At 65.0% G+C, this 25,926-nt stretch carries 22 protein-coding genes; 8 read left to right on the top strand and 14 right to left on the bottom strand.

The window, feature by feature from the left end:
- Positions 1–172 precede the first annotated feature (172 nt).
- A complete protein-coding gene (locus tag ABIA90_RS04815; RefSeq protein WP_354117466.1) occupies positions 173–565 on the top strand; it encodes a hypothetical protein in 393 nt (130 codons plus the stop codon).
- Between the two features lie 12 nt (positions 566–577).
- Here ABIA90_RS04815 and ABIA90_RS04810 read toward each other — a convergent pair whose 3' ends face one another.
- Positions 578–2,512, bottom strand: a complete 1,935-nt coding sequence (locus tag ABIA90_RS04810; protein ID WP_354117465.1) for a BTAD domain-containing putative transcriptional regulator — start codon at positions 2,510–2,512, stop codon at positions 578–580.
- A 210-nt stretch (positions 2,513–2,722) separates the two neighbouring features.
- The gene (locus ABIA90_RS04805; RefSeq protein ID WP_354117464.1) at positions 2,723–4,066 is read right to left on the bottom strand and encodes a YcaO-like family protein; all 1,344 of its coding nucleotides are present in this window, start codon (positions 4,064–4,066) and stop codon (positions 2,723–2,725) included.
- Between the two features lie 273 nt (positions 4,067–4,339).
- On the opposite strand from ABIA90_RS04805, the gene ABIA90_RS04800 reads away from it, so the two are divergent.
- Positions 4,340–4,741, top strand: coding sequence for a hypothetical protein (locus ABIA90_RS04800; protein ID WP_354117463.1), 402 nt, complete (start codon positions 4,340–4,342; stop codon positions 4,739–4,741).
- An 85-nt stretch (positions 4,742–4,826) separates the two neighbouring features.
- On the opposite strand, the gene ABIA90_RS04795 is transcribed toward ABIA90_RS04800, so the two are convergent.
- From ABIA90_RS04795 to ABIA90_RS04770, 6 genes are read right to left on the bottom strand one after another with little or no spacing between them, the layout of a single operon-like run.
- A complete protein-coding gene (locus ABIA90_RS04795; protein ID WP_354117462.1) occupies positions 4,827–5,798 on the bottom strand; it encodes a Bug family tripartite tricarboxylate transporter substrate binding protein in 972 nt (323 codons plus the stop codon).
- Positions 5,799–5,856: 58 nt separating this feature from the next.
- Complete coding sequence (locus ABIA90_RS04790; protein ID WP_354117461.1) at positions 5,857–6,987, bottom strand: iron-containing alcohol dehydrogenase; 1,131 nt, start codon at positions 6,985–6,987, stop codon at positions 5,857–5,859.
- Positions 6,988–7,000: 13 nt separating this feature from the next.
- Positions 7,001–8,038: a 4-hydroxythreonine-4-phosphate dehydrogenase PdxA gene (pdxA, locus tag ABIA90_RS04785; RefSeq protein WP_354117460.1), complete on the bottom strand. Its 1,038-nt coding sequence runs from the start codon at positions 8,036–8,038 to the stop codon at positions 7,001–7,003.
- Entirely contained in the window at positions 8,035–9,141 is a 1,107-nt protein-coding gene (locus tag ABIA90_RS04780; RefSeq protein ID WP_354117634.1) for a four-carbon acid sugar kinase family protein, read from the bottom strand. Before ABIA90_RS04780 ends, pdxA begins: the two co-directional genes overlap by 4 nt.
- Positions 9,142–9,143: 2 nt before the next feature.
- Positions 9,144–10,583 (bottom strand): FAD-binding oxidoreductase, encoded by a 1,440-nt coding sequence (locus ABIA90_RS04775; RefSeq protein ID WP_354117459.1) that lies wholly within the window; start codon positions 10,581–10,583, stop codon positions 9,144–9,146.
- 26 nt (positions 10,584–10,609) lie between these two features.
- The gene (locus ABIA90_RS04770; RefSeq protein ID WP_354117458.1) at positions 10,610–11,530 is read right to left on the bottom strand and encodes a dihydrodipicolinate synthase family protein; all 921 of its coding nucleotides are present in this window, start codon (positions 11,528–11,530) and stop codon (positions 10,610–10,612) included.
- Between the two features lie 123 nt (positions 11,531–11,653).
- On the opposite strand from ABIA90_RS04770, the gene ABIA90_RS04765 reads away from it, so the two are divergent.
- The gene (locus ABIA90_RS04765) at positions 11,654–12,487 is read left to right on the top strand and encodes an IclR family transcriptional regulator (RefSeq protein WP_063986442.1); all 834 of its coding nucleotides are present in this window, start codon (positions 11,654–11,656) and stop codon (positions 12,485–12,487) included.
- 15 nt (positions 12,488–12,502) lie between these two features.
- Here ABIA90_RS04765 and rnz read toward each other — a convergent pair whose 3' ends face one another.
- From rnz to ABIA90_RS04740, 5 genes are all read right to left on the bottom strand, one after another.
- Positions 12,503–13,405, bottom strand: coding sequence for a ribonuclease Z (gene rnz, locus ABIA90_RS04760; protein WP_354117457.1), 903 nt, complete (start codon positions 13,403–13,405; stop codon positions 12,503–12,505).
- A gap of 66 nt (positions 13,406–13,471) precedes the next feature.
- The gene (locus tag ABIA90_RS04755) at positions 13,472–14,455 is read right to left on the bottom strand and encodes an antibiotic biosynthesis monooxygenase (protein ID WP_166094919.1); all 984 of its coding nucleotides are present in this window, start codon (positions 14,453–14,455) and stop codon (positions 13,472–13,474) included.
- Between the two features lie 14 nt (positions 14,456–14,469).
- Entirely contained in the window at positions 14,470–15,867 is a 1,398-nt protein-coding gene (guaD, locus tag ABIA90_RS04750; protein WP_028146606.1) for a guanine deaminase, read from the bottom strand.
- 15 nt (positions 15,868–15,882) lie between these two features.
- Entirely contained in the window at positions 15,883–17,100 is a 1,218-nt protein-coding gene (locus tag ABIA90_RS04745) for a multidrug effflux MFS transporter (protein WP_354117456.1), read from the bottom strand.
- A 397-nt stretch (positions 17,101–17,497) separates the two neighbouring features.
- Positions 17,498–18,271 (bottom strand): alpha/beta fold hydrolase, encoded by a 774-nt coding sequence (locus ABIA90_RS04740; RefSeq protein ID WP_354117455.1) that lies wholly within the window; start codon positions 18,269–18,271, stop codon positions 17,498–17,500.
- Positions 18,272–18,427: 156 nt separating this feature from the next.
- On the opposite strand from ABIA90_RS04740, the gene ABIA90_RS04735 reads away from it, so the two are divergent.
- The 4 genes from ABIA90_RS04735 (at position 18,428) to ABIA90_RS04720 (ending at position 23,771) form a co-directional block, all read left to right on the top strand.
- Positions 18,428–19,078 (top strand): GntR family transcriptional regulator, encoded by a 651-nt coding sequence (locus ABIA90_RS04735; protein ID WP_354117633.1) that lies wholly within the window; start codon positions 18,428–18,430, stop codon positions 19,076–19,078.
- Entirely contained in the window at positions 19,075–20,604 is a 1,530-nt protein-coding gene (locus ABIA90_RS04730) for an aldehyde dehydrogenase (RefSeq protein ID WP_354117454.1), read from the top strand. Before ABIA90_RS04735 ends, ABIA90_RS04730 begins: the two co-directional genes overlap by 4 nt.
- A gap of 76 nt (positions 20,605–20,680) precedes the next feature.
- Positions 20,681–22,048: an MFS transporter gene (locus ABIA90_RS04725; RefSeq protein ID WP_354117453.1), complete on the top strand. Its 1,368-nt coding sequence runs from the start codon at positions 20,681–20,683 to the stop codon at positions 22,046–22,048.
- Between the two features lie 235 nt (positions 22,049–22,283).
- On the top strand, positions 22,284–23,771 hold the full coding sequence (locus tag ABIA90_RS04720; RefSeq protein WP_354117452.1) for an amidase: 1,488 nt from the start codon (positions 22,284–22,286) through the stop codon (positions 23,769–23,771).
- A 16-nt stretch (positions 23,772–23,787) separates the two neighbouring features.
- Here ABIA90_RS04720 and ABIA90_RS04715 read toward each other — a convergent pair whose 3' ends face one another.
- Complete coding sequence (locus ABIA90_RS04715; protein ID WP_135214384.1) at positions 23,788–24,393, bottom strand: TetR/AcrR family transcriptional regulator; 606 nt, start codon at positions 24,391–24,393, stop codon at positions 23,788–23,790.
- 201 nt (positions 24,394–24,594) lie between these two features.
- Here ABIA90_RS04715 and ABIA90_RS04710 point away from each other — a divergent pair, with 201 nt between their 5' ends.
- On the top strand, positions 24,595–25,839 hold the full coding sequence (locus tag ABIA90_RS04710; protein ID WP_354117451.1) for an efflux RND transporter periplasmic adaptor subunit: 1,245 nt from the start codon (positions 24,595–24,597) through the stop codon (positions 25,837–25,839).
- Positions 25,840–25,926: the final 87 nt, after the last annotated feature.

Below are 25,926 nucleotides of genomic sequence, written 5' to 3'. Positions count from 1 at the left end.
CTAGGATCACCGTCGACTTTGGGAAGTCTACGATCGGCCGGCACGGTCCACCGCTACAGGGCCGGCCGAGACCGCTCCGTTGGCCGCCAATCTCGACGACCTGAAGGAAGCCGATCTGACCTTTTTTCGAACGGCCGGCAATGCCGCCGGCGGAAAGCCAAGGGAGACCGCAATGAAATTCGAGATGTTCGACGTCGAAAACTATGACAAGTGGGGCGACCTCGTGAAAAAATGGGCGCGCGACCGGTCGTCGCGCCCGACCACCGTCGCCGAATTCCAGGACCAGCTCCTGAAGGCCGACGTCATGGCGAAATATCCCCAGAAATTCACCGAGCTTGTCTTCATCGAGACGTCATACGATGACGGCAAGCTGCTGATCAAGCTGCCGCCGGCCGAGCTGCTCAATGAGGCCGAAAAGGAGGTGCAAGGCACCTCCCCTTACCCAATGCCGCCGTTCTACGCGAGCGACATGAAGGACAGCAGCCTGAAGAACGATACTCCCAGCGGCAGGCTGCTGTTCCATTCGAAGCGTGTCGGAGAGTACACGATCAAGTTCTGCGGGTAAGCAGGCACCCGCTCACCATGCGTGATGCCTGAAGCCGACGACCGGGACGCCTGCGCCGCCTATGCCATCGCGCAGGCGCTCCCAATCCTCGCGACGGGCAATTGGATGCGCATGGAGGAGCCAGAGCGCGATGTCCTGGTCGGCGGGCGGCTTGCCGAACCATATCGCGCGGATTCCATCGAGGAATTTCCTGGCCTCGAGGCGCGCCTCTTCCGTCCTGCCGAGATGATACAGTGCGGCCGCCTTCCAGCCCGGGAGCGTCTTCGCCACGTTGTTGGCGCGATCGATCCCCTCGATCGCCTCCAGGTAATTGCCTCGCATGAACTGAAGCACGGCGCGATAGGGCCAGTGCAGTGGCGGCGGCGACCAGAACACCTTGAGAGCTTCTGCCACGAGTTCGTTGCCGCGCTCGAAATTGCCGCAAAACCCCTGGCAGGACGCTGCCGACAGCAAGGTCCAGGGATCGTTGCCGTTGAGCTCGCATGCGAGATCGACGTGGGCACTGGCTTCCGAATACTGCATCAGCATCGCCTGCGACCAGCCGAGGCAGAGCTGGGCTCTGGAATCGACGGGGTCGAGCTGCACCGCCGTTCTCGCAAGCTCGAGCGTGGACCTCGCCTTCGTCAGATCGCGGAACAGGCCCGGAAAGACGAGATGCTCGGTATTGTTCATTTGAACCAGCGCGCTGTAGCTCGGCGAAAAGTTCGGAGCGACGGCGATCGCCTCGGTCAGGAGCGCGGTCGAAGCGCGCCAATGTTCGGCGCTGAAACTTCCGAAGCTTGCCTGTGCGCGAAGCCAGCGGTCGTAGATGTCCAGGGACACGTCCGGCGCGACGGCCACGCGCGTCAGCCGCTCGGTCGACAGATAGACGTTCACCGAGAGCGCCGTGCGTTGCACGATCCTTTGTTGCACCTGGAACCAGTTCTCGAGCTTCAACTCGAACGTGTCGCTCCAGATATAGACGCCGGTGTTCGTCTCTCGCAGGGTCAGCACCATGCTGATCGTGTCACCCGCCTGATAGGCGGTCGCCGCCACGCTGTAGCGGGACGCTGCCGCACGCTCTCCCGGCGCCACGGGTTGTTGCGCAGCGCCGTCTCCGACATACCACTCGCGGAATTTGGTCAGGCAGGCGATGAGATGATGTCGAAAGCCCGTCACGAGGTGGACGCGGTCCGCGCTTACGCCATTCATGCTGAACGGATCGACCAGGATCGCGATCTTGGCCGCCGCCCGGGACGAGGCCGGCGATTGTCTCGGCGCCTCATCGGCCGCCGGACCCTGTGCGCCGTCGCGCTGCATCTGATCGCCCGCAACGGATGCGGCCTCACCCTCGAATTGGCCGTTCTTGATGTCGGCGATCAATTGCTGGGTCTTGGCCGAAGGCTCCATCCCATATTCTTCGTCGAGGATGTTCCACAAGGTCTTGTAAACACGGAGCGCACCGGACAGGTCGCCTTCCTCCGCGCGCGTCTGCATCGCGTAGCGGCACGCCTCCTCGTGGGTCGGGTCGAGATTCAGGATTGCTTCGGCCAGCGCGCGCCTGTTCGCCACGGCAAGCCCAACCTTCCTGAGGCCGGCCTCGAGTGCACGCGAGACGCGATCATGGAAGGTCTGCCGCTTGGCGAGAAGCCAGACACGGAACGACGGGTCGATATCGTCGAGGCCTGCGAGAAGAGTTTCCATGATACCTGGCGCGCTCATCAGCAACGGATGCGCCTGTTGCGCTTCGGCCTCTCGCAAGGTGTCCAGGAGATCGACATGCAGCCGATCGCGGTCCATTTCGACGAGCATTTTCTCGATCTGCAACCCGTCATATCCGGCCTCCAGGAACGTTTCCCGCAACTCATGGAGGACCTGACGAAGCGACGCACGCGCCTTGTATTCGTCGGACTCGCTCCACAGCAGCCCGACCAGACGCTCACGTGTTTCCTGGTGGCGATCCGTCAATGCCAGGTAGCCGAGAACCGCCCGCGACTTTCGGCTCTTGACCCGAATTTCCCGCCCCGCGAATACGACGGACAGACCGCCCAAAACGGAAATCGACAGGCTTTCGCTCGGCTTGGGAATTCCACCATCCCTTGCAATGGACTTCGAGAGAGGTGCACGAGCGCTCACTTTGGATCCGCTCCGATAAACCGCTTTTGGGAATAACAGTAACTATAACAAACTAATTCCACGTGTATAGGCATCGCCTCCTCCGGTCCTGCGCCGAGCGGACACCAGACGTTCGGTCGCGACGTCGGACGGCTCCATCTGGAGCGCCGGCGCGACGATCCGAACGACGGCAATCCCGAACATGGGACGGGTCAGATCGATGGCAAACGTCTCGACGCCTCTGGCTGACAGTCTCTCGACCAATGCAGCAAGTTGCCGCGCGGGCGTGTCCGGGCTCAACTCGACGGCTGCGTGGCGGGGCGCGATCGGGTGCAGCAGCTCACAACGCGCGGCATCGATCAGCGTGCTGCGAGCGATGTGACGATGATCATGTTCGTTCAGCCGCTCGTCGCCTCCTTCCCGGCGCTTCTGCTCGACGACGGCATAGGCCAATTCCATCTGGCACATCTCCGTCAGCGCCGAGCGGACCGCATTCTCGACACTCAAACGTGCAGCCAGTCCGCAGGCGAAGCCGCTGCCATCGGCGCAGCAGGAAATCGCGACGATGCAAGGCACCTCCATGTCGGTGGTGATCTCGAGCAGCCAGGTTCGCCTCGTCGTGACGCCGCCGCGCGCTTGCGCAACCCAGGCTGCGGCCGTAGCCGCGGCGTGCCCCTCCAGCGCAACCTGCCGCCCGCGAAGGCCGCCGCGCCACCACAGGCTCGCCGCATCCCTCTCGACCAGCTCCAGCATCCCGTGCAGCGCAGCCGTCTCGAACGAGGTGCCCGCCGCGCAGCCCGAGCTCAGGCTGAATGGCGGCGTGAGCGCGCTTCGCTCGGCCGTGCGGCGCAGGCACAGGTCCGCCGGAAACAGCACCGACCGACCGCTCGATAGCTGCGTTGCTTCGATCCAATCGACGTTGTTGCGCACCGACAGCCGCATGAACTCGGAGAGGACCGACAGGGATGCGGGATCGAAGGCTGCAAGTCCATCTGCGATCGGGCCCTGGTGAAGACGATCCAGCACGGTCTCGAACTGGGAGAGGTATTCGACCCCCTCTCCGATGCATGATTCGAAAGCCTGACGAAGCGAGAGACCGGCGCCGGATGCACTCGAGCGAGCCTGATGCGAGAAGGTGGAATCGATGCCGGTCGCACTGATCTCCGCGCCGAAGAACGTGACTCCCGGCGCATCACGGGAGACCAGCTGGAAGACGTCGGAAAATTTGGCCGCCGCTTCGAGCAGCTCAATGCGATTGCGCGTCTCCGATGGCTCCGTCCCACCCGACGGGAGGTAGTCGAGTTTCTCGAGGATGGATTCCAGCTCGCGATCGCGGCCGTGCGCTGGCGAGCCCGCCAGGTATGCGGCCAACCGCTCGAACAGATTGGTTGCCTTCGATGCTTCCATCGGTCGGTTCCGCTACCCGGCAGGGTACAGCTTCGATCGACAGCATGCCATCAAGGCCCCTGCCGCAGGTCAAGAAATTCGTGCGATGACGCCGCGACCGTGCGAATTCACGCTGGCTTCACGCCCCCGCATGATGATCGGCCCACGACCGTAACGGGTTAGATGGCTGGTATGTGGAAAAATGGCTTTGTCGTTGCTATGGCAGCGGAATTTTCGTTCGCGGCCTATCATCGACCGATTTCGATCCGACGCAAGGTCCGGCGATGGATCATCGTGTCCCGCTGCGGTCCGAACTCGGAGTTCATCACCATCGCGAGCGCACCGGGCAAGGTTGAACCGGAGGCCGAAGCTCCGATCGGCCTCGCGCCGGTCAACACGGCCGTTGGAATTCTCCTATCGGAAACCGCGGAGGACATCACGTTCCTGATGCTTCGGCAGCAGCCGACCCATTTTCCAATCGCAGGAACATTCTTCCCGACCGACGGCTACAGCCGGATTTTCGAGTCAAAAGGCAGGTTTCGCCTGCGGAGCGAAGGACGCCACGCGCACCGTGCGCGGGGCCTCGACAGCCACGTCCGCAGCGACGTGCCGGATCCCCTACCGAACGCGCAACGCGCAATGGGCTGGCACGTCGAGGCTGTCAGGCACAACTGGGTTGGCGAATTCTTCGAATGAGGGGCAAGGCCCGCGCTCAGCGGGGCTCGCGAGGAAGCCGACCCGACAGCGACCCGTCCGTCATTTCCAGATAAGCGACCGCCCCCTACTCCAGCTTGATATTCGCCGCTTCGATCACCTTCTTCCACCGCTCGGTCTCGGAGGCGATGTAGGCCTTGAAAGGTTCGGAATCGACCGCAACCGCGGCCGCGCCGAGCTCGGCCATCTTCTGCACCGTCTCCGGCTGCTGCATGAAGGCGCGGATCTCGCCCGACAACTTTTCGACGATGGGCTTCGGCGTGGCCGCGGGAACGAAGAAGCCGTGCCAGGCCACCGCTTCGAAGCCCGGCAGGAATTCGGCGACGGCCGGGACTTCCGGATCGAAGGCGGCGCGCTTTGGCGTTGCAGTGGCGAGCATCTCGAGCTGGCCGGTCTTCACCTGCGGCAGCAGCAGTGGCACGTTGTCGAAGGCAAGATCGATCTGGCCGCTCAACAGATCCGTCAGCATCTGACTGGAGCCCTTGTAGGGCACATGCACCATCTTGGTGCCGGTCATCTGTTGAAACAGTTCGGCGGCAAGATGCTGCGAGGTGCCGACGCCGGCCGAGCCGAACGAGACCTTGTCCGGGTTCGCCTTCAGATAGGCGATCAGCTCCGGCACGGTGCGCGCCTTGATCTTGTTGGGGTTCACGACGAGTACGTTCGGCACGACGCTGATCTGGGCGACCGGCACGAGGTCCCTGTCCGGCTGGTAGCTGAGCTTGGGCCCGTAGAGCGTGGGGTTGATCGCGAGCGCGGAGGTGCTGGCAAGCCCGAGCGTAATGCCGTCAGGCGCCGATTTCGCCAGCCGCGTCACGCCGAGGATCGAGCCGGCGCCGCCGACATTCTCGACCACGAACGGCTTGCCCAGCTTCACTTGCAGATGGTTCGACACCATGCGCGCGAAGATGTCGGCGGTACCGCCGGCGGCGAAGGGGACGATCACCGTCACCTGCTTGGCCGGATAGCCGTCCTGCGCCTTTGCCGGCAACGTCGCCAGCAGCACGGCTGACACAAGACCAAGCCACATCGATCTCATCGAAGTTTCCTCTACTGCTACTGTTTTGTTGATTGGGTGCCGCGCGCGGCGGAGGTGACTAGAACGCGACCTCGTACATGTTCAGGATCGCATCCCGGCCGAGGTCTCGCGGATTATTGTCGAGCAGGCGGCGAATGGCATGGGCCTCGTCGGCCATGACGCCGAGGTCGTCCTTGGGCACGCCGAGCGCGGACAGACGCATCTCGATGCCGAGGTTCTTGCAGAACTCGTAAGTGGCGTCGAATGCGAGCTTCGCATCGTTCTGCGCCGGCAGGCCGAGCGCCGCCAGCACCGCGACCGTCTTCGCCTCGACTGCCGGCATGTTGAAGGCCAGCGTGTGCGGGAAGATCAAGGCACAGGCGAGCCCATGTGCGACATGATGGCGCGTGCCGAGCGGATAAGCGACAGCATGCCCGGCGGTGGTGTTCACCGGTCCAAGGCAATAGCCGCCATAGAGCGAGGCCAGGGAGAGACCCGCGCGCGCCTCGCGATCGCCGCCGTCGGCGACCGCCCGCTTGAGATGTTGCCCGACCAGCCGCGCGCCCTCGAGCGCATAAAGGTCGATCATCGGATGCGCCTTGCGGCTGGTGTAGGCCTCGACGCAATGCGCCAGCGCATCGACGCCGGTGGCCGCAGTGACCTCCTTCGGCACGGTCATCGTGAGATCAGGATCGACGATGGCGATATCAGCAAGCATGAAGCGGCTCTGCACCGCCTGCTTGTTCTGGCTGACGGGATCGGTGACGAGCGCGCGGGTGCCGGCCTCGCTGCCGGTGCCCGACGTGGTCGGGATCTGCATCAGCGGCACGCTGCGGCCGGCGACTTTTTCCGGCCCAACGATATCGGCAAAGGCCACGTCGCTCGTGCAGAGCACCGCGACCAGCTTGGCGAGATCCATCGCGCTGCCGCCGCCGAAGCCGACGACGAGATCAGGCGCGACCTCTTTCGCCATCGCCACCGCCTTCTCCAGATTAGGCAGGTCCGGTTCAGGCTTGACGTCGCCAAACACTTTCACTGCGCCCGGCAGCGCCAGCGCATCGACGCGGCGCGCATTGAACGCATCGGAAATCACCAGCGGCCGCCTGGCGCCGATCCGCTCGGCGAAGCGCGCAGCAGCCGTGATGGTGCCGTTGCCGAATTCCAGGATGGTGGGACGTTGGATTTCGATGGGCGTGAAGGCGTTGGTCATCGTGCGTTCGATCTCATGACTTGGACACGGAGGCACCAGCGGAGAGCCGCTCGGCATAGTCGATGGCCTCGATCAGGCTGTGCTCGTTGGCAATGCCCTTGCCGGCAATGTCGAAGGCGGTGCCGTGATCGACGGAGGTGCGGATGATTGGCAGGCCCAGCGTGATGTTGACGCCGGAGAGCTCCTGCCAGCGGCCGGTCGCGGGATCGACCTGGAAGCCCAGCAGTTTGACCGGGATGTGCCCCTGGTCGTGATACATCGCGACCACAGCATCGTACTGGCCGGCGCGCAGCTTGACGAAGATGGTGTCGCCGGGCACCGGGCCGACGATGTCGAGGCCATCGGCGACGGCCTTGGCAATCGTCGGTGCCGAAACGTCGATATCCTGCCGGCCGAACAGACCGCCCTCGCCGGCATGCGGATTGAGCGCGGCGATCGCAATCTTCGGCTTGGCGATACCGAGCCTCAGCAAGGCCTCGTTGGTGAGATCGATCACCATGCGCAGACGCTCCGGCGTCAGACGCTTCGGCACGTCTTCCAGCGCCACGTGGGTCGAGACATGGCTGACGCGCATGTTGCCGTGGGCGAGCAGCATCACCGATCCGCGGACGCCGGTGAGGTGCGCCAGCATCTCGGTATGTCCAGGGAAGTGATAGCCGGCCTTGTTGAGTGCTTCCTTGTTGAGCGGCGCGGTGACAATCGCGGAGGTCCGCCCGGCCTGGGTCAGGCGCACGCCCTGCTCGATCGCCTTGTAGGCAAAGCGGCCACCGTCGGCGCTCAAGACGCCGGGCTTGATCGGGGTACCCTCGACATCCGCCTGGAGGAAACAAAGGTTCGGCCAGTCAGCATCGTCAGCACTCACCTCCGGAATCGCAACGGCAGCACCGAGCGCGGCCCTGGCACCATCGAGCGCGGCGCCGCTGCCGATGATCAGGATGCGCAGATCGCCTTTCGCGATCCGGTCCTTCAGCCCGATGCAGGCCTTGACGATGATCTCCGGGCCGATCCCGGCCGGATCGCCCATGGTAATGGCAAGATGACGAGAGGTCATGTCGGGCTCCCCATATTCAGCAAATGATTGTCCCGGAGCAGATCGCGCCACAGCTCGCTGGTGCCGAACGCGCCGGATTTCGAGATGACGTCGACGCCGGCCCAGCGGCCGCCTTGCAGCACCGAGCGCGGCAATCCCGGCACGATACGCCCCGTCGCCTGGAGCGCATGCGCGCCGAGCGCAACGCATACGGCCTTCAAGGTCTCGCCGCCAGCAACGATCAAGGTTCCGGGCGGATCGAGCGCCGAAATCAGCGTTGTCAGCTCGCGCGCGATCCGCTGGGCGGCCTCAGCGCGCGAAAGGCCATCCGCGAGCGTGAATTTCACCAGCGCCACGCCATCGTCAGCCAGCTTGCGTTGAACGCCTGCGCCCCCCTCACCTTCGGCCAACGCGATGGTGGCTTCGCCACATGCTGCGAGCTGGGAGGCGGTGGCGGCCTGGTCGGAACCGAACAGCCCAAGCACCGGCCGCTTCAGCCGGCTCGGCGCATCGACGCGATGGCCGCGGGCGAGCGCGCCGGCCAGCCCGCCGCTTCCGCACCAGAGCACCGGCCCCGGCATACGCTGCGCCATGTCGACGACGCGATCGAGGTCGATGTCGCTCTCGGCATCGAACACCTGAACGCCGCCTTGCGCGAGCGTGTCAGGGCCGCCCTGCCGCGCCTCGATACCTTCCAGTTTCAATTGGTCCAGCAGGTTGCCGCCGACGCGATGCCAGTCACCCTGTACAGTGCGCGCGAATTGCTGGCCGCCGACGGTGCGGCGTCCCTGATAGTCGAAGGCAGGCGCGACCACGCATGAAGCCCAAGGGCCGCCGCGCAGGCAGGCGCCGAGCTCGGCCGCCCAGGCACCGCGGAGCAGGCTGTCGACCTTCTTGTAGGCGATCGTCCCACCCTGAAGCTGCGGCGCCAGCCGTCCGACGATCTCGACGCTGTCGGCTTTCGACCGCTCGCGGGTGCCGCTGTCGATCGCGAGGCTTTGCGCGCCCGGAGCCGCGGGCGACTCCGCCCAGGTGACGTCGAACGGTCCGCACAGGCCGACGAACTCCGCCGCGGTGTCGAGCGCGCCGGTGAGATCGTCGGCAAGCAGGCGCACGACCGTCATCGTCATGCTGCTCCCGCGCCAAAGATCTTGCCGGGGTTCATCAGGCCGTTCGGATCGAGCAAGCGCTTGATGCCGCGCATCAGCTCGATATCGAGCGGATCGGCGACACGGACCAGCCGGACGCGATTGGTGATCCCGATGCCGTGCTCGGCACTGATCGCCCCGCCCTGCGCTGCGGTCTCATCGTCGACGATCTCATTGATTTGCGCCACCAGGGCGGCCGTCGTCGCCGGCTCCTGACAATGCGCACGGTCGATCAGGGCGATCACGTGGATGTTGCCGTCGCCGATATGGCCATGCATCACCAGGCGGGCATGCGGTACCGCGGCCATAATTCGCGCCTCGACATTGGTGACGAAGTCCGCCTGGCGCTCCAGCGGCACAACGCTGTCGTGCGAGACGACATAGCCGCTGCGCTTGTTGCCTTCGGACACGCTGTGCCTGACGGCCCAGATCGCTTTCGCCTGCGCGAGGTTGGAGGCCAGGATGACGTCTTCGGCGATGCCGGCCTCCATCGCATCCGCCAACGCCGTGGCGAGCGGCTCGTCGAGATCGACGCCCGCGAGCGTGTCGGTCAGCTCAACGATCAGATACCACGGCGTCGTCAGCTCGAACGGGATGGTGACATGCGGCACGGTCTCCGCGATCGCCTCGATCTGCGAGCGCGACATGATTTCGAGGCTGCCGAGCCGGTCGCCGACCACGCCGCGCAGGCGCGCCATGATCTCGAGTGCCTGCGCGACACCCTGCAATTTCACTAGCGCCAGCGCCGAGCTGCGCGGCGGCGAGAACAGTTTCAGCACCGCCGCGGTGACGATGCCGAGCGTGCCTTCCGCGCCGATGAAGAGCTGCTTGAGCGCGTAACCCGTGTTGTCCTTGCGCAGCGCGCGCAGGCCGTTGAAGATGCGCCCGTCGGGCAGCACGGCTTCGAGCCCGAGCACGAGATCGCGCGTCGGGCCGTAGCGCAGAACGGCCGTGCCGCCGGCATTGGTCGAGATGTTGCCGCCGATCTGGCAAGAACCCTCGGCACCCAGGCTCAAGGGAAAGTAGCGATCGACGCTACGCGCCGCGTTCTGGACCTCGGCGAGAATGCAGCCGGCCTCGACCGTGATCGTATTGGCGAGCGGACTGACGTCGCGCACGGCTCGCATCCGGTCGAGCCGGATCACGACATTGCCCGCGTGATCGTCCGGCGTCGCGGCTCCGCACATGCCGGTGTTGCCGCCTTGCGGCACGATCGCAAGGCGCCTGTCGACGCAGTATTTGACGACGGAGGCGACCTCGGCAGTCGAGCCGGGCTTTACCACCGCGACTGCGCGGCCGCGATAGCGCCCGCGCCAGTCCACCACATAGGGCTCCTGGTCGGCTCCGGACGTGATGACGTGCTTGTCGCCGACGATCGCGGCGAGCCCGGCCAATGCATCCTGGAATGAGTCGGACATCAGATGCCTCGTCGTCCGTACCGAGCCTAGGCGGAGGCTGCGAATGCCGCAGCGTTCGCAAGCAGCTCTTTCAGCTGGTCCGGCGGCAAGGACTCCAGTGGCGGCCGCAGCCGCTGCCAACCGGCATGCTTGGTGCGATCGGCGACCAGCGCCTTCAGCGATGCCATCTGCGGAAATTGCGAGACCAGCTCGCGCGCCTTCACGATGCGCGCCTGCGCCGCCTTGAGCGCAGGATCGTCGTCGCTGTCGCCAAAGTGCTTGAAGACATGGGCAAGACTGCGCGCGACGACATTGGAGGTCGCGGTGATGCAGCCCGCGCCGCCCTTGCGCAGCAGCGGCAGCATCAATGGATCGGCGCCGCCGAGGACCGCGAAGCCCGGAAACCGTTCGACCATCGCCGTCATGTTGGCGAAGTCGCCGGACGAATCCTTGATGCCCGTGAACGTGGCCGGATAGGCCTTGCGCAGCCGCTCGATCAGCTCATGCGAGATCGGCTGCGCCGACATCTGCGGGTAGTGATAGAGGACGACTTTCAGGCGCGCATCACCGATGCGCTGCACCACTTCGCTGTAGGAGGCGAAGATGCCGTCATCTGTGACGTTCTTGTAGTAGAACGGCGGCAGCATCACCACGGTGTCGACGCCGACCGAGAGGGCGTGGCGCGTCAGCGCGATGGTGTCGCTGAGCGCGGCAACGCCGGTGCCGGGCAAAAGCCGCCGCGGCGCGATGCCGGCAGCCACCACCGCCTCGAGCAGCGCGGTGCGTTCGGCCACCGAAAAGGAGTTCGCCTCACCCGTCGTGCCCAGCATCGCGATGCCGTCGCAGCCTTCGTCGAGCAGATAGCGACAATGGTCCACGAAGCGCGCATGATCGGGAGCAAGCTCAGCGTCGAGCGGCGTCAACGCGGCGGAGAACACGCCATGAGGGTGCAGCGATGATGTCGACAAAACTTCCTCCGATCGTCAGAACGATGTTGTTCGGAATGCGAACATTTGTTATTTGCTGGTGCAGTCGTAAAATCAGCCCGGCCCGACGTCAAGGGCATGGCTGTCATGGTGGGGCATTCGAGCATGGCCAAGGTCGCAGGGAAGGCAGCGAAGCGCGTATCGGAAACTAGCGCCAAAAATCCCAAGAATTATGTCGCCTCCGTCGGCAAGGCCTTTGCCGTGCTCAAGAGTTTCACCAGCGAAACCTTCGAGCTGACCCTGAGTGAGATTGCCGCACGGGCTGATCTCGATCGCGGGACGGCGTTCCGCCTGATCCAGACCCTGACCGAACTCGGCTATCTCCAGGCCGTTCCGCAAAGTCGCCGGTTCCGTCTCGGCGTCGCCTGTCTCGACCTCGGCTACACCGTGCTGTCGCGCGGCTCGTTGCGGCCGATCGTCGAGCCGCTGCTGCGCGACCTCGTCCCTGCTGTCGGCGATGCGGCCTCGCTCGGAATTCTCGATGGCGGCGACGTGGTCTATCTCGCGCGCGTCGGTGCCGGCCTCGACCGTCACAAGATGGACCGCCGGCCGGGCACGCGCATTCCCGCCTACAGCGCCGCGCTCGGCCATGTCATGCTGGCGCATCTGCCACGCGACCAGCAGATCGAGCGGCTCGAGTTGCGTCCTCGCGTCAAACTGTCGGAGCGAACGCTGACCGATCTCGATGCACTGCTCGCCCGGCTCGATCAGGTGAAGAAAAAAGGCCATGCCGTCTCCGACGGCGAGAATGCCTATGGCCTGCGCACGCTGGCAACGCCGATCTTCGACGCTCAGGGTTTTGTGATCGGCGGCCTGAGCGTCACGGTCGATGCGATGCGCATGGACATGGCGGCCTTCCGCGACCAGGCGCTGCCGCGGCTCATGCAGGCGACGGCCCAAGTCCAGGATCTCGCGATCAAGTCCGGATTGACGAGCTGAGTGCGGTGACGGCGATTAGATCACGATGCGATCGAAGTCGGCGGCGATCCGCGTGTTCGGAAACACCCTTGTCGCTTCGGCCAAGATCTCTTCATCGTCGTACCGTCCCGACATGTGGACCAGCACGAGCTGCTTGACGTTGTTGGCAGCGGCAAACGAAGCGGCTTCGGTCGCCGTGAGATGGCCGTAGTCCCGCGCGGTCGCGGCGTCACGATCGAGGAACGTCGCCTCGATCACCAGCATGTCGGCGTCGGCGACATGTCGAGATAGACCATCCGTGGTTTCGGTGTCGCCGACCACGACGAGCTTCCTGCCGCCGCCCGGCGGACCCAGGACGTCCTCCGGATCGATGGTTCGACCGGCGATCACGACCGGCCGTCCGGCGGCCAGCTCTCCGCGCATCGGCCCGTCCGGGACACTGAGCGACGCAAGCCGCTCGGGCAGAAGGTGGCGGCGCGCGGGGCTTTGGAAAGAGAAGCCAAAGCTGTCGGTGTCGCGGTGGCGAACCGGAAAGCAGTCGATGGTGAAGTCGCCGGCATCGATGACTTGCCCCTCGGTCAGCGGTGCGAACGCCACAGGGATCGGCGCCCTGCCCGCGCCCCACAAGCCCGCGAGCATGCGAACGACGATGTCGAGCGTGCCCGGGCCCGCATGAACGGTCATCACGTCCGAGGTCTGCCGCAACCCCAACGTCGAGAAGAGACCGGGGATGCCGAGCACGTGATCGAGATGCCCGTGCGTCAGCAGGATGCGGTCGAGCCGGCGAAAGCCGGCGCCGCTGCGCAGCAACTGGCGCTGCGTGCCCTCGCCGCAATCAACCAGGATACGCTTGCCCGCGGCCTCCACCAGGAGGGCCGGATGGTTGCGCTCCACGGAGGGAACGCTTGCCGAGGTGCCGAGGAATGTCAGGGCGAACATGGTCGTCAGCGTCCAGAGACGGGCCTCTCCCCGACAGCACCGCAACGGTCCGCACGGTGGATGGCCTCACCGTCCCCAATGCCATGCGAGCAGCAGCGCGTACAGGCCCATCGAGCCCGCATAGAGCGCGGCAAGCAATGCATATCCCGCGATCTGGCGGCCGAGCGCTGCCTTTGGCTTGATCCACCAGTCGAGCGCCCTGAAGGCGGCCGGCACGAGAAACCAGCCGAGCAGCTGGGTACTCACGAGATTGCCGACGAACAGCGACAGCCAGACCGGCACGCCGTGGCTGTCGATCAGCGGCGCGCTGACGAAATAGCCCCAGAGATAGACCACGGGATAGAGCACCAGCAGGACGATGAGGTTGCTCTTCCAGATCAGGCCGGGCCCTTGCTCCGGAGCCTGCGTCTTGCCGGCCGGGAACCAGAAATTAAAGCCGTAGCTTGCCCGCTTCACGTTCATGCCGGCGTTGAAGCGCGCGCCTTCCTCAAGCAGCGTCTGCCGCAAGGGCGAGTCCAGCCATGCATTGAGGTTGGCATCACTGTCGAACGACAGGATGACGATCCACTCGTCGTGCAGGCCCGGGATAGGCCGCTCGATCTTGTGGCGCAGGAACCCCCTGAATTCGGCCTCCGCGGCCTGGATGCGCTGTTGCCATTTGAGGAACGCATCCTCGAGTCCATCCGGCACCTTGAAGGAGATGACGGCGGAGACCGCGCTGTCGCGCTGAACGCCGGTGTCGGGAAGGATATGGACGTCCTCCGACCCGACGAAGAAGCGCTGCACGTCTGCGATCAGCCGCGCCCGCACATCGCTCTGAAGCCAGGCGCGGGCAGCGGCCGGGTTCGCGAAACGCAGGATGGTCACCCAGTCCACATGCGCCGGCGGCTGCGGCGGCACGACCTCCTGGCTGAGGAAGCCGGGCCACGCCTTCAGCGCCTCGCCGACCTCGCCGTTCCACCGCGCGAACGCGGCGAAGCCGTCGTCGGCAATGCGGCGCTGGATGACGAGGGCGACCGCCTGGGCCGCCGGATCCGGAGATGCGCTCATCGCGACCGTCCGCTTCAGCTCTGCTTGTAGAGACGCTTGCCCATCACCCAGGTCTCGTCGACGCAGCGGTCGTCGCCGACCATCATGACGGCGAACAGCATGTTCGCGGCGTCGTCGACCGTGCGCGGACCGGCACCGTCGGCGATCAGCGACTGGTGCCAAGGTTGCGCCAGCTGGCCACCATTCGGATCGAGCGCGACGAAATCGGCTTCCTTGCCGGGCTCGAAATTGCCGAGCTTGTCGTCGATGTAGAGGCCCTCGGCGCCGCCGAGCGTGACCGACCAGAAACCGCGATAGGGCGAGAGCTTGTTGCGCTCGGCTTCCGCAAGATCCTTGCGCGCCGGATCGATGCTGCCGTCGAGCATCGTGTTGTTGCACATGCCGACCTTGTAGGCGTCGTCGAGCACGGAGATCATCGAGAAGCGATTGCCACCGCCAACGTCGGTGCCGAACGACATCTTGACCCGATGCTCGGGATCGGTGGCGCGGCCGAGGCGGAACAGACCGCTGCCGAGGAACAGGTTCGAGCACGGGCAGAACACCACCGCGGCGCCCTTCTTGGACATGCGGCGGAACTCGTTGTTCGAGAGATAGACACCGTGGCCGCCGGAGAACTTTGGCCCGACCAGGTCGAACTTCTCGTAGACGCCGAGATAATCCTGGCAGTCCGGATGTTCGACGAGCACGCCGCTGCATTCGGCCGGATTCTCTGAGATGTGGGTGTTGACCCAGCAGTCCGGATGCTCGTGCTTGAGGCGCTGACATGCCTTGAGCAGCTCCGGCGAGGCGCCGAAGGCGAAGCGCGGCGTGATGGCGTAGAGGTTGCGGCCCTTGTTGTGGTACTGCGCGATCAGACGCTTGCTGTCGCGATAGAAGTTTTCGGGCGTGTCGATGAACTCGGCCGGCGCGTTGCGGTCGATCCCGGTGAGGCCCGCGATCACGCGCATGTTGCGGCGGGCCGCTTCCTCGAACAGCTCTTCGGTCGCGACCGGCGAGGAGCTGGTGAAGGCCTGGCAGGTGGTGGTGCCGGCGGCAAGCAGTGCGTCGAGAAAACGCTTCACACCGTCGCGCGCGTAGTTGCGATCCTTGTACTTGATCTCCTCGGGGTAGATCGATTTCTGGAGCCACGGCAGCAACTGCTCGCCATATGCGCCGAGCACGCGGGTCTGCGGCAGATGGATGTGGCCGTCGATGAAGCCCGGGACGATGATGCGGTCCTTGATATGGGTGATCTCGACGCCCGGATGAGCGGCGGCGATCTTCTCATACGGACCGAACGCCTTGATGACGCCGTCCGTGACGACCATGAGGCCGTCCTGGTGAAAGCGCGCGGCAGCCTGCTCGTTACCGATGTGCTTCCAGGGATCGTCGACGAAGTCGAAGAACGTGCCGCGAATACCGACGGTGGTCATGAATGGGTTCCTTCCTTAAGTCTGTGTGGCGTGGCGCGCCGAAGGCAGCGAGATCGCAAGCAGCGTCCCTGCGACGGCGCAGAGGCCGAGATAGAGCCAGCCGATCGGCGCCTGGGTTGCTTCGGGCAACACCGCCGCGATCGCCATGGCGCCGCTGACCGCGAGATAGCAGAGCGCGCTGATGAGGCCGCCGATCAGGCCGTGGTCGCGCTCGAACAGGCCGAGCGCCATGCCGTACATCATCGGGCACAGCACGCCGCAACCGCCGAGCACCAGCGCGCCGCCGATCGTGATCGACATGAAATCGAGACCAAGCGTCATGCCGGTCGCGGTCAAGACCACAGCGCCGGCGAGAAACAGCGCGAAGGCGCCAATGCCCATCACGCGGGCCGGCATGAAGCGCGCGAAATGCGCACAGCCGAGCTCACCGGCTAGATTGACGCCGCCAAGACCGAGCGCGACGAGGCCGTAGATGGCCGCGGAATAACCGAGGCCGGTCTGATAGAAAAACGGCGCGACGACGCCGAACGCCAGTTGCGCGCTGGCCGCGGCGGCGAACACCAGCACGAAGGCCAGGAAGCCCGGACGGACGAGCGCCTCGCGAAGAATACTCGCCGTACGGCGCGGATCGAACGGCGCGCGTCGCTCGGCCGGCAGCGTCTCGGGCAGAAGTAGCACGACAATCGCAGCGACGATGGCCGCGGCGATGGCGATGATGACGAAGACCCCGCGCCAGGACGTCAGCTCGACGATGAAGCCGCCGGCCGCCGGTGCGAGCACGGGCGCAAGCCCCCAGGCAGCACCAAGCAATCCCGAGATCGCCGTGAGCTCGCGGCCGCGAAAGCAGTCGGCCGCAACCGCATAGGCGACGACGAGGCAGGTGCAGCCGCCAACGCCCTGCAGGAAGCGCAGCGCAAGCAGCAGCGATGCGCTGGTGGCGAGCGCACAGGCGATGCTCATCGCGATGAGAACCGATAGCCCCGCGAGCAGAACGTTACGGCGGCCGAGCGTGTCGGAGGCGATGCCGACGGGCACCAGCGCCAGACTCATGCCGAGCATGTAGGCGGTGACGGTGTTCTGCATCGACGCGGAATCGGTTGCGAGGTCCACCACCATCTGCGGCAGGCCCGGCGTATAGGCATCGAGCGGAATCTGGCTGAACGGCACCACGCATAGCAGGATCGGCACGATCCCGCCCTTCGCGCGACCAGCGTCCGAAGCAACTGCAGTCATGGCTCACGCCCCCTCGATGCCCGCGGGTCCTGTCTTTTCGTGCGTGCAATGAGAGGCGACGATGCAGGTTGCGGATATTGACGCACGGAGCGTGCCAGAACTGTGTATAAAAACTCTTAGGAGGCCCGCTTCAATGCGGGCGGCTCATGCTCTGGTCCTCGCTGCCTGGGGCTGCTCCAATAAAAAATGCGAAAACAACCCCATGCACAGTACAAATCATTGAAGAATTTCGCTCCGGCATGGCGCGAGCGTGGCCCCCGAGGACGTTTGACGCGTCGGGCAACACAGGCGCAGCATCGCACCGTCCCCGCTTGTGAATTCCCGCCGCACGGACGCCATTAACCGTTCGGAAGGCATCGCCGTTTCGAGTGCAGGATCGGCATCGGCCAGGCGCAGATCAAAGCAGGAAGCCCTTGAGAGCTCCGAGAAACTGCCGCGGCGACTGAAGCTGCGGCACGTGCGCGCAGCCTGGAATGACCTTGAGTTCGGCGCGCGGCAAACCGGCGGCCAGCTCGCGCGACATTGGCGGAGGCGTCGCTTCGTCGTGCTCACCGACCAGAACGAGGGCAGGAACATTCACCGCGGCAAGTTCGGCGCGGAGATCGAGGCTTGCCAACGCGTCGCATGCGCTGCGAAACACATCGGGATCCGTCTGCAGAAACGCTTCACGACGATCCCGCATCAGTTCGGGATGCTGCTCTTGAAATTCGGGCGCAAACAAGCGTCGCATCGCAACGTCGGTGATCGCCTCGAGTCCCTTTTCCCGCGAGACCCTCGCCATGTTGCGAAACGCCTCGCGGCCGGGCTCCGAGAACGCCGCGCCGCAATCGGCGAGGACGAGCTTGCTGGCGATCTCCGGGTGACGGATCGCCATCTGCAAGGCGACGAAGCCGCCATAGCCATTGCCGAGCACGATCGCCGGCGCACCGCCCGCAGCCTCCTTCACGGCCTCCGCCATCCTGTCCGCGACAGCGACGAGCCCGCCCTCGACCGCGCGTGAACGGCCGAACCCCGGCAACTCCGGCACGATGGTGCGAAACGATCCCTCAAGCTCGGGCACGATCGCATCGAAGCTCGCGCGGTCCGACAACAACGAGTGGAAGAGAAACAGCGGCGGCCCCTCGCCTGATTGCGCGGCGTTGACGGTCCCGTTGGCAAGAAGCCTGTCCATGTCCGGTCTTTCCTTAACTTCGTCGGCGGGATCACACCCGTTCGCGTGCCGTGGAGGCCCCCGATTGATAAATCAACTGTCAGGGAATTCAAGCATTTGGCTCTTGACGTGAAATATCAGGATTGCCAAATTGGAGCCAACGAGGTCCTTAGAATCATGCTTTTACGCGAAAACATCTACGATCTTCTGAGATCTGATATTTTAGCGTGCCGGTTCGCTCCGGGCGATGAAATGCGGGAACAGGATCTGGCCGAACGCTATTCGGTGAGCCGCCAACCGGTTCGGGATGCGCTTTTGAGGCTGCAGCGCGAGCATTTGGTGACGGTGCAGCCGCGCCAGGGCTACCGGGTCACGCCGATCTCGCTGTCGGACGCCCGCGACCTCCTCCGCTTCCGTCTTGCGCTGGAGCCGGCCTGCGTCGCCGAGGCGATCGAGAGCGCTCCCGACAGCGTCCTGAAATCGCTCGATGAATTTCGCCGCTTCTCCGGCAACCACGAAGACTTCATCGCCTACAACCGCGGCTTCCACTCCGCGCTGGCTCATGCGTCCGGCAATCGCCGCATGGCGACGGCGCTGTGCGACCTGATCGGCCAGGCCGACCGGCTGGTCCGCGTCAGCGTGTCCAATCTGAAGGGTCACGATCCGGCAAAACTCGTGGCCGAGCACGTCGCCCTGATCGACGCCATGCAGAGCCGCGAAACGCGAAGCGCCGCGCGCATCATCAAGGCCCATATCGGGGCCACCGAAAAACGCGTTCTGCCGGCGCTCAAGCGCAACGCCGTCATCGTCGAGGAGAGATCATCATGAACATTCCATCGAAACCTGCGTCGATCGACGTCGAAACCCACGGCAATTTCATCGATGGACGTGAAGTCGAAGCCGGCAACGGCGTGATGCTCGACGTCCGCAATCCCGCGACCGGCGACGTCATCGCCCGCATTCCCAATTCGACCGCCGAGGACATCGACCGCGCGATGAAGAGCGCGCGCGCGGCGTTCGAAGGCAAAGCCTGGGGCGGCATGGACACACGCGCGCGTGCCAGACTGGTCAACAGGCTCGCCGATGCTTTCGAGGCCAATCTCGACAGCCTGTACCGGCTGGAAACCCTTAACAACGGCCGGCCGGTCAACGAGACCCGCGCCCAGCTCTCCCGCCTGCCCGATTTCTTCCGTTACTTTGCCGGCGTTGCGCTGGCGCGCCGCGACTCCGTCATCCCCGTCGAAGGCGCCTATCTGAACTACACGCTTCGCACCCCCATCGGCATCGTCGCCAATTGCACGCCGTTCAATCATCCCTTGATGATCCTGTGCAAGTCGCTGGCCGTGGTGCTGGCGACCGGATGCGTCACCGTGGTCAAGCCGTCCGAATACACGCCGCTGACGACGTTGAAGCTCGCGCAGATCTTCACCGAAGCCGGCCTTCCGCCCGGCGTCTTCAACATCGTTCTCGGCCTCGGCCAGAACGCCGGCAAGATGCTGGCCGAGCATGGCGACATCAACAAGCTGGTCCTGACCGGCGGCACCGAGGCCGGCCGCATCGCCGGCAGCGCGGCCGCAAAAGTGTTCGCGCATCAAACCATGGAACTCGGCGGCAAGACGCCGGTGATGGTGTTCGACGATTTCGACGTCGACCGCGCCGTCAACTACGCCGCGTTCGGCGCCTTCATCGGCGCCGGACAGACCTGCGTCTGCGCCTCGCGCCACATCGTCCAGGCTTCGATCTATGACGAATTCGTCGAGAAACTGCAGGCCAAGACCCGCACGATCCGCGTCGGCGATCCCTTCGATGCGAACACCCAGATGGGCCCCGTGATCTCCGCCCGGCAGCGCGACCGCGTTCTCACCTACGCAGGCTACGGCCACGAGGATGGCGCGCGTCTCGTCACCGGCGGTGTTGCCGCGAAGGTGCCGGGTCACGACAACGGCTATTTCGTCGAGCCGACGGTGTTCGCCGACGTCACATCCGACATGCGCATCTTCCAGGAGGAAGTGTTTGGTCCCTTCACCTCGGTGACGCCGTTCAAGGACGAGGCCGATGCGCTGCGGCTTGCCAACAACTCGCCGTTCGGCCTTGCTGCGGCCATCCGCACCCGTGACGTCGCCCGCGCGCACCGCGTCGCCGCCTCCGTCAAGGCCGGCATCGTCTGGATCAATGATCACCACCGTCTCGACCCGGCCTCGCCCTGGGGTGGCGTCGATGATTCCGGCATTGGCCGCGAATGCGGCACCGAGAGCTTCAACGACCACTTCAACACCAAGAGCGTGATGGTCGCGACCCACGAGCAGCCGTTCGACTGGTATCGGGACACAGCCAACCAGCAGCGCCTGAACTAGCAAAAAACGACGAGCGGCCGACCGCCCATAGAAGGCGGGCCGCATCGACCAGAACAACAGTCAGGGGAGAGCGTATATGTCGACATTGGTGAACGCAGGCAGCCGTCTGGATCGGCTGCCGATCGGGCCATTCCACCGCCGCATCATGCTGCTGATCGGCATCGGAATGTTTTTCGACGGTTTCGACATCTATATCGCCGGGACCGTGCTCAGCGTCACGCTGAAGACAGGCTTTTCAACCCTCGCCCAGAACGCGGTTTTCATCTCCGCGACCTTCGTCGGCATGATGCTGGGATCATTCGGCACCGGCTTCCTTGGTGACCGCTACGGACGCCGTTTCACCTATCAATTCAATTTGCTCCTTTTCGGCGTTGCCTCCCTGGCCGCGGCGTTCTCGCCGAACATGGCTTTCCTGATCGCCTGCCGCTTCGTGATGGGCGTTGGGCTCGGGGCGGAGAACGTCGTCGGCTATTCGACGATGACGGAATTCGTGCCCGCGCGGACCCGTGGCAAATGGCTCGGCTTCACGACCGTGTGCGTCGTCACCGGTCTGCCCGTGGCGCTATTGGTCGCCTCCATGGTGGTGCCGCAATTCGGCTGGCGCTCCATGTTCGTGCTCGGCGGCGTCGGCGCGCTCGTGGTGTGGTACATGCGCAAGTCGCTGCCGGAATCGCCGCGCTGGCTGGAAGCGGTGGGACGCACCGCTGAGGCGGAAGCGCTGATGCAAGCCATAGAGAAGGAAGCCGCGCAGGGTCGGCCGCTGCCCCCTCCCGCCGCCACAACACCGGTGCCGGCATCTGCCGATCTCGGCACGCTGTTCACCGCGCCCTTGCTCTCGCGGATGATTGTCGGCGCCGTCTGCCTGATCACCATCAACACCCTGCTCTATGGCTTCGTGACCTGGCTGCCCGTGTTCTTCGTCAAGCAGGGCCTCTCGATCGCGACCTCGTTCGGCTATTCGCTGCTGATGGCGCTCGGCGCGCCCGTCGGCTCGGCCATCGGCGCGCTGACCGCCGACCGCTGGGGCCGCAAGCCGACCATCATCGGCGCATCCCTGATCACGGTGGCGCTCGGAATCCTCTACCCGATGATCTCCGACCCGATCCTGCTGCCGGCTGTCGGCTTCGCGCTGACGGTACCGATCTACGTCCTGGTCGCCCTTCTGTTCGGCATCTATATCCCCGAGCTGTTTCCGACCGAGGTCCGCCTGCGCGCCTCCGGCATCGTCAACACGCTGGGGCGCGGCGCCACCATCGTCACACCGTTCCTCGTCGTATCGCTGTTCGAGACGCGCGGCGTGGCCGGCGTGATGGCGCTGATGATCGGACTGCTGGTGGTGCAGATCATCACGGTCTGGGCGCTGGGCATCGAACCCCGGCATCGCAGCCTCGAGGAGCTCAAGGCGGAGGAATCTGCTTCGCCGGTGCTGAAGGAAGCTTCCTGAGGCTCTCCACCGCGTCATGGCCGGGCTTGTCCCGGCCATCCACGCCTTGTGACGCCGCACTGAGAACGTGGATGCCCGGGACAAGCCCGGGCATGACGACCAGATGCGATAGCGTCGTAGCCCGGATGAAGCGATAGCGTAATCCGGGTCATGCATCCGCATCGGGATATCTCCCGGATTGCGCTGCGCTCCATCCGGGCTACAAGGTCTCAGCCGGGATACAATGGAGCTCGTGATGACCGCAGATGCCGCTGACCTGGACTACGGCTCGATCAGCACACTGCTGACCGCCCTGCACGCTCGCAAAGTGTCCGCGTCCGAGTTGCTCGCGCATACGATCGCGCGCATCGAGGCGCTGGACGGGCGGATCAACGCGATCATCGTTCGCGATTTCGATCGCGCGAGAGAGGCCGCGCGCGCCGCCGATGCCGCGCTTGGCCGCAGCGAGCGGCTGCCGCTGCTCGGCATCCCCGTGACCCTCAAGGAACCGTTCAACGTCGCCGGCCTGCCGACGACATGGGGCTTCCCGCATTTCAAGGACTTCCAACCGGCGGAAGACGCCCTTGTGGTCTCGCGGTTGAAGGCGGCAGGCGCCATCATCATCGGCAAGACCAATATCCCGATCGGCTTGCGGGACTTCCAAAGTTACAACGACATCCACGGGACGACGAACAACCCGTGGGACCTTGGCCGGTCGCCCGGCGGCTCCTCGGGCGGATGCGGCGCTGCGCTGGCCGCGGGTTTCGGTCCACTCTCGATCGGCTCTGACATCGGCGGCTCGATCCGGGTGCCCTCGCATTTCTGCGGCGTGTTCGGACACAAGCCGAGCCTCGGCCTGGTGCCGCTGCGCGGCTACAGCCTGCCGCCGGCACTACCCGTCCCCGGCCAGGGCGATCTGGCTGTCGTCGGGCCGATGGCGCGCACCGCCTCCGACCTCGCGCTGTCGCTCGACGTGATTGCCGGCCCCGACGAGACGCGCGACGGGATCGGCTATCGCCTTGCGCTACCGGCCCCCCGGCATGACCAGCTCAAGGGTTTCAGGATCCTCGTGATCGATACGCATCCGCTGATGCCGACGGGCGATGCCGTGCGTTCAGCCATCGGGCGATTGGCCGACCGGCTCGACAAATCTGGCGCTCGGGTCGCGCGCGCGAGCACCTCGCTGCCTGATCTCGCCGACTCCGCGCGGCTTTACATGAAGCTGTTGAACGCAGCGAGAAGCCCGCGCCTGACACCGGCCGCTCTCGCGGAGGCGCAAGGAATTGCCGCGGCACTCTCGGCCGACGACCGCAGCCTGCAGGCGGAGCGCGCCCGCGGCTGGGGCATGATCCATCGCGAATGGCTGGCGACCGACGCGGCGCGCCTGCAGTTGCAGCAGCGGTGGCAGCAGTTCTTCCGCGAGTTCGACGCCGTGATCTACCCGGCCGCCGCCGTACCGGCCTTTCCGCACGACCAGTCCGAGCCGTTCGATGCGCGGCAGCTGGAGATCGATGGGAAACTGCATCCCTATGCCGATGCGTGCTTCATCTGGGCGGACCCGGCCTCGACCTGCGGACTGCCTGCGACCGCCGTACCGATCGAGCGAACGGCGTCGGGCCTGCCGATCGGGGTTCAGATCATCGGGCCGTACCTCGAGGACCGCACGACGATTGCGCTCGCCGGATTGGTCGAACGCGAGTTCGGCGGTTTCGTCCGGCCGCCGTCACTGCAATCCTCAAAATGACAACGGCCGGCGGCCGTCACGTTCTGTCGGCCGACTGCGCCTCGACAGCCTGCACGGCAACGCTCGCGACCTGACGCAGCGCCTCGCGGTCGGAGCCTGAGGACGCCATCACGCCCATGCCGACCGAGACGGCCGAGACGTAGCGCGCGAGCGCGGCGGGATCAGAGCTCGGCTTGAGATCGCCTTCGGCCTTGGCGCGAACAAAGCGCTCGCGGAGCTGGTCTTCGTTCTCGGCGCGGCGGGCGGCGAGCTCGAACGGGACGTTCTCGGAGCCGCTGCCGCAGGCGATGCCGCCCTGCACGAGCAGGCAGCCGGGCGGGTTGGCGGGATCGGTCTGCTTGTCGGCGATGCCCGTCAGCATCCGCTCGGCGACGTCGCGGGCGGTCGGTGCGGCGACCACCTCGTTCATCCAGACGCCACGCAATTTGGTGTAACGGTCGAGCGCGGCCTTGAGCAGGCCTTCCTTGTTGCCGAAGCAGGCGTAAAGGCTCGGCGGATTGATGCCCATCGCTTCGGTGAGCTGGGCAATGGTGGCGCCCTCGTAGCCATGGCGCCAAAACACTTCCATCGCCTGGTCCAACGCCGTTTCGGCGTCGAATTCGCGGGGGCGTCCCATGCCCATGTGCCTGTCTCCTCGGAATTCACGTTCTGCCTGAAGCTTAACGCCGAATCCTATCTATTTGTTCTAGCTTTATTTTCTCTGCCGTCTTCCAATTCTTGCGGTATGCCGCTACAATTTTCTTAGTGAATGGTACATAAGTATCTTGCACTGCGACATCCAGCTCCACATCTGTAGTGAACACTACATATCTGGAGCGCGCAAATGCATCCCTCGCAAAACTCCCCTCGCGCCGGCCGTTTCCGCCGCCTCCTCGGCGGCGTCGCCATCGTGGGCGCCCTCGCCGTGGCCGGCTCGATCGCGACCGGCCACTACTTCCGTGCAGCCCAGGCCACCGCAACGGCCGCCGCTGCCGAGCAGGCCGTCCCTGTCACGGTCGCGCTGATCGAACCGAAGCAGACCGTGCTGTGGGACGATTTCTCCGGCCGGCTCGAGGCCATCAACCGTGTCGAGCTTCGTCCCCGCGTCGCGGGTGCGATCCTTGCGACCAACTTCACCGAAGGCGCGCTGGTGAAGGCCGGCGACGTGCTGTTCAAGATCGATCCGGCGCCTTACGCAGCAGAGGTCGACAAGGCCAACGCCCAGCTCGAGGCTGCCAAGGCGCGCGTCGTGTTCACCCAGAGCGAGCTCGAGCGCGGCGCGCAGCTGGTCGGCAATGCCGTGGTCACACGGCGCGACTACGACCAGCGCGACAATGCCAATCGCGAAGCCATCGCCAATGTGAAGGCGGCCGAAGCGACGCTCCAGACCGCAAAGCTCAATCTCGACTACACCGAGGTGCGTGCACCCGTGGACGGCCGCGTCGGCAAGTTCGAGATCACCGTCGGCAATCTCGTCGCCGCCGGCACCGCCTCCCCGGTGCTGACCTCGCTGGTGTCGGTCAATCCGATCTACGCCTCGTTCGATGCGGATGAAGAGGTCGTGCTGCGCGCGCTGAACTCGATCGCGGATGCCTCCGGCAAGCGCGGCAAGCTCGACCAGATCCCGGTGGAAATGACGACATCCGGCGGTCTCTCGGCGAGAGGTCATATCCAGCTCATCGACAACCAGGTCAACGGCCAGAGCGGCACCATCCGGGTCCGCGCGGTGTTTCGGAACGAGGACGGGCGTCTCATCCCCGGCCAGTTCGCCCGCGTGCGCATGGGTCAGCCGAAGCAGCAGACGCTGGTGATGATCGATGAGCGCGCGATCGGCACCGACCAGGACAAGAAGTTCGTGATGGGGGTCGGCGACGACAGCCGCGCGGTCTATCGGCCGATCACGCTCGGCGGATCGGTCGACGGCCTGCGCATCGTGACGGCTGGGCTGAAGCCCGGTGATCGCATCATCGTCAATGGCCTGCAACGCGTGCGTCCGGGTGCGCTCCTCAAGACGGAGGTCGCGGCGATGGGTGCGCGTGGACCGCAGCAGGCCTCCAACCACAGCAACCAGGACGTGGTGCAACGCTAGTTACATCATTCCGGGCCGCGTGCCCGGAATAACGACGTCATAGAGCTATCAAGACATCGCATCTCGATTCCGGGTTCGCGGGTATTT

It is taken from the genome of Bradyrhizobium sp. LA6.8, assembly GCF_040547935.1.
GTDB classification, from domain to species: Bacteria; Pseudomonadota; Alphaproteobacteria; order Rhizobiales; family Xanthobacteraceae; genus Bradyrhizobium; species Bradyrhizobium barranii.
Note: the sequence above shows the minus strand (reverse complement) of the source record. Positions and strands in the feature narration are given on the sequence as shown.

Bases quoted from the DNA above. Each gene is read 5' to 3' on its own strand.
- ABIA90_RS04815 (WP_354117466.1), top strand. From the start codon at position 173: ATGAAATTCGAGATGTTCGACGTCGAAAACTATGACAAGTGGGGCGAC.
- ABIA90_RS04805 (WP_354117464.1), bottom strand. From the start codon at position 4,066: ATGGAAGCATCGAAGGCAACCAATCTGTTCGAGCGGTTGGCCGCATAC.
- ABIA90_RS04795 (WP_354117462.1), bottom strand. From the start codon at position 5,798: ATGAGATCGATGTGGCTTGGTCTTGTGTCAGCCGTGCTGCTGGCGACG.
- ABIA90_RS04790 (WP_354117461.1), bottom strand. From the start codon at position 6,987: ATGACCAACGCCTTCACGCCCATCGAAATCCAACGTCCCACCATCCTG.
- pdxA (WP_354117460.1), bottom strand. From the start codon at position 8,038: ATGACCTCTCGTCATCTTGCCATTACCATGGGCGATCCGGCCGGGATC.
- ABIA90_RS04780 (WP_354117634.1), bottom strand. From the start codon at position 9,141: ATGACGGTCGTGCGCCTGCTTGCCGACGATCTCACCGGCGCGCTCGAC.
- ABIA90_RS04775 (WP_354117459.1), bottom strand. From the start codon at position 10,583: ATGTCCGACTCATTCCAGGATGCATTGGCCGGGCTCGCCGCGATCGTC.
- ABIA90_RS04765 (WP_063986442.1), top strand. From the start codon at position 11,654: ATGGCCAAGGTCGCAGGGAAGGCAGCGAAGCGCGTATCGGAAACTAGC.
- rnz (WP_354117457.1), bottom strand. From the start codon at position 13,405: ATGTTCGCCCTGACATTCCTCGGCACCTCGGCAAGCGTTCCCTCCGTG.
- ABIA90_RS04755 (WP_166094919.1), bottom strand. From the start codon at position 14,455: ATGAGCGCATCTCCGGATCCGGCGGCCCAGGCGGTCGCCCTCGTCATC.
- guaD (WP_028146606.1), bottom strand. From the start codon at position 15,867: ATGACCACCGTCGGTATTCGCGGCACGTTCTTCGACTTCGTCGACGAT.
- ABIA90_RS04745 (WP_354117456.1), bottom strand. From the start codon at position 17,100: ATGACTGCAGTTGCTTCGGACGCTGGTCGCGCGAAGGGCGGGATCGTG.
- ABIA90_RS04740 (WP_354117455.1), bottom strand. From the start codon at position 18,271: ATGGACAGGCTTCTTGCCAACGGGACCGTCAACGCCGCGCAATCAGGC.
- ABIA90_RS04735 (WP_354117633.1), top strand. From the start codon at position 18,428: ATGCTTTTACGCGAAAACATCTACGATCTTCTGAGATCTGATATTTTA.
- ABIA90_RS04730 (WP_354117454.1), top strand. From the start codon at position 19,075: ATGAACATTCCATCGAAACCTGCGTCGATCGACGTCGAAACCCACGGC.
- ABIA90_RS04725 (WP_354117453.1), top strand. From the start codon at position 20,681: ATGTCGACATTGGTGAACGCAGGCAGCCGTCTGGATCGGCTGCCGATC.
- ABIA90_RS04720 (WP_354117452.1), top strand. From the start codon at position 22,284: ATGACCGCAGATGCCGCTGACCTGGACTACGGCTCGATCAGCACACTG.
- ABIA90_RS04715 (WP_135214384.1), bottom strand. From the start codon at position 24,393: ATGGGCATGGGACGCCCCCGCGAATTCGACGCCGAAACGGCGTTGGAC.
- ABIA90_RS04710 (WP_354117451.1), top strand. From the start codon at position 24,595: ATGCATCCCTCGCAAAACTCCCCTCGCGCCGGCCGTTTCCGCCGCCTC.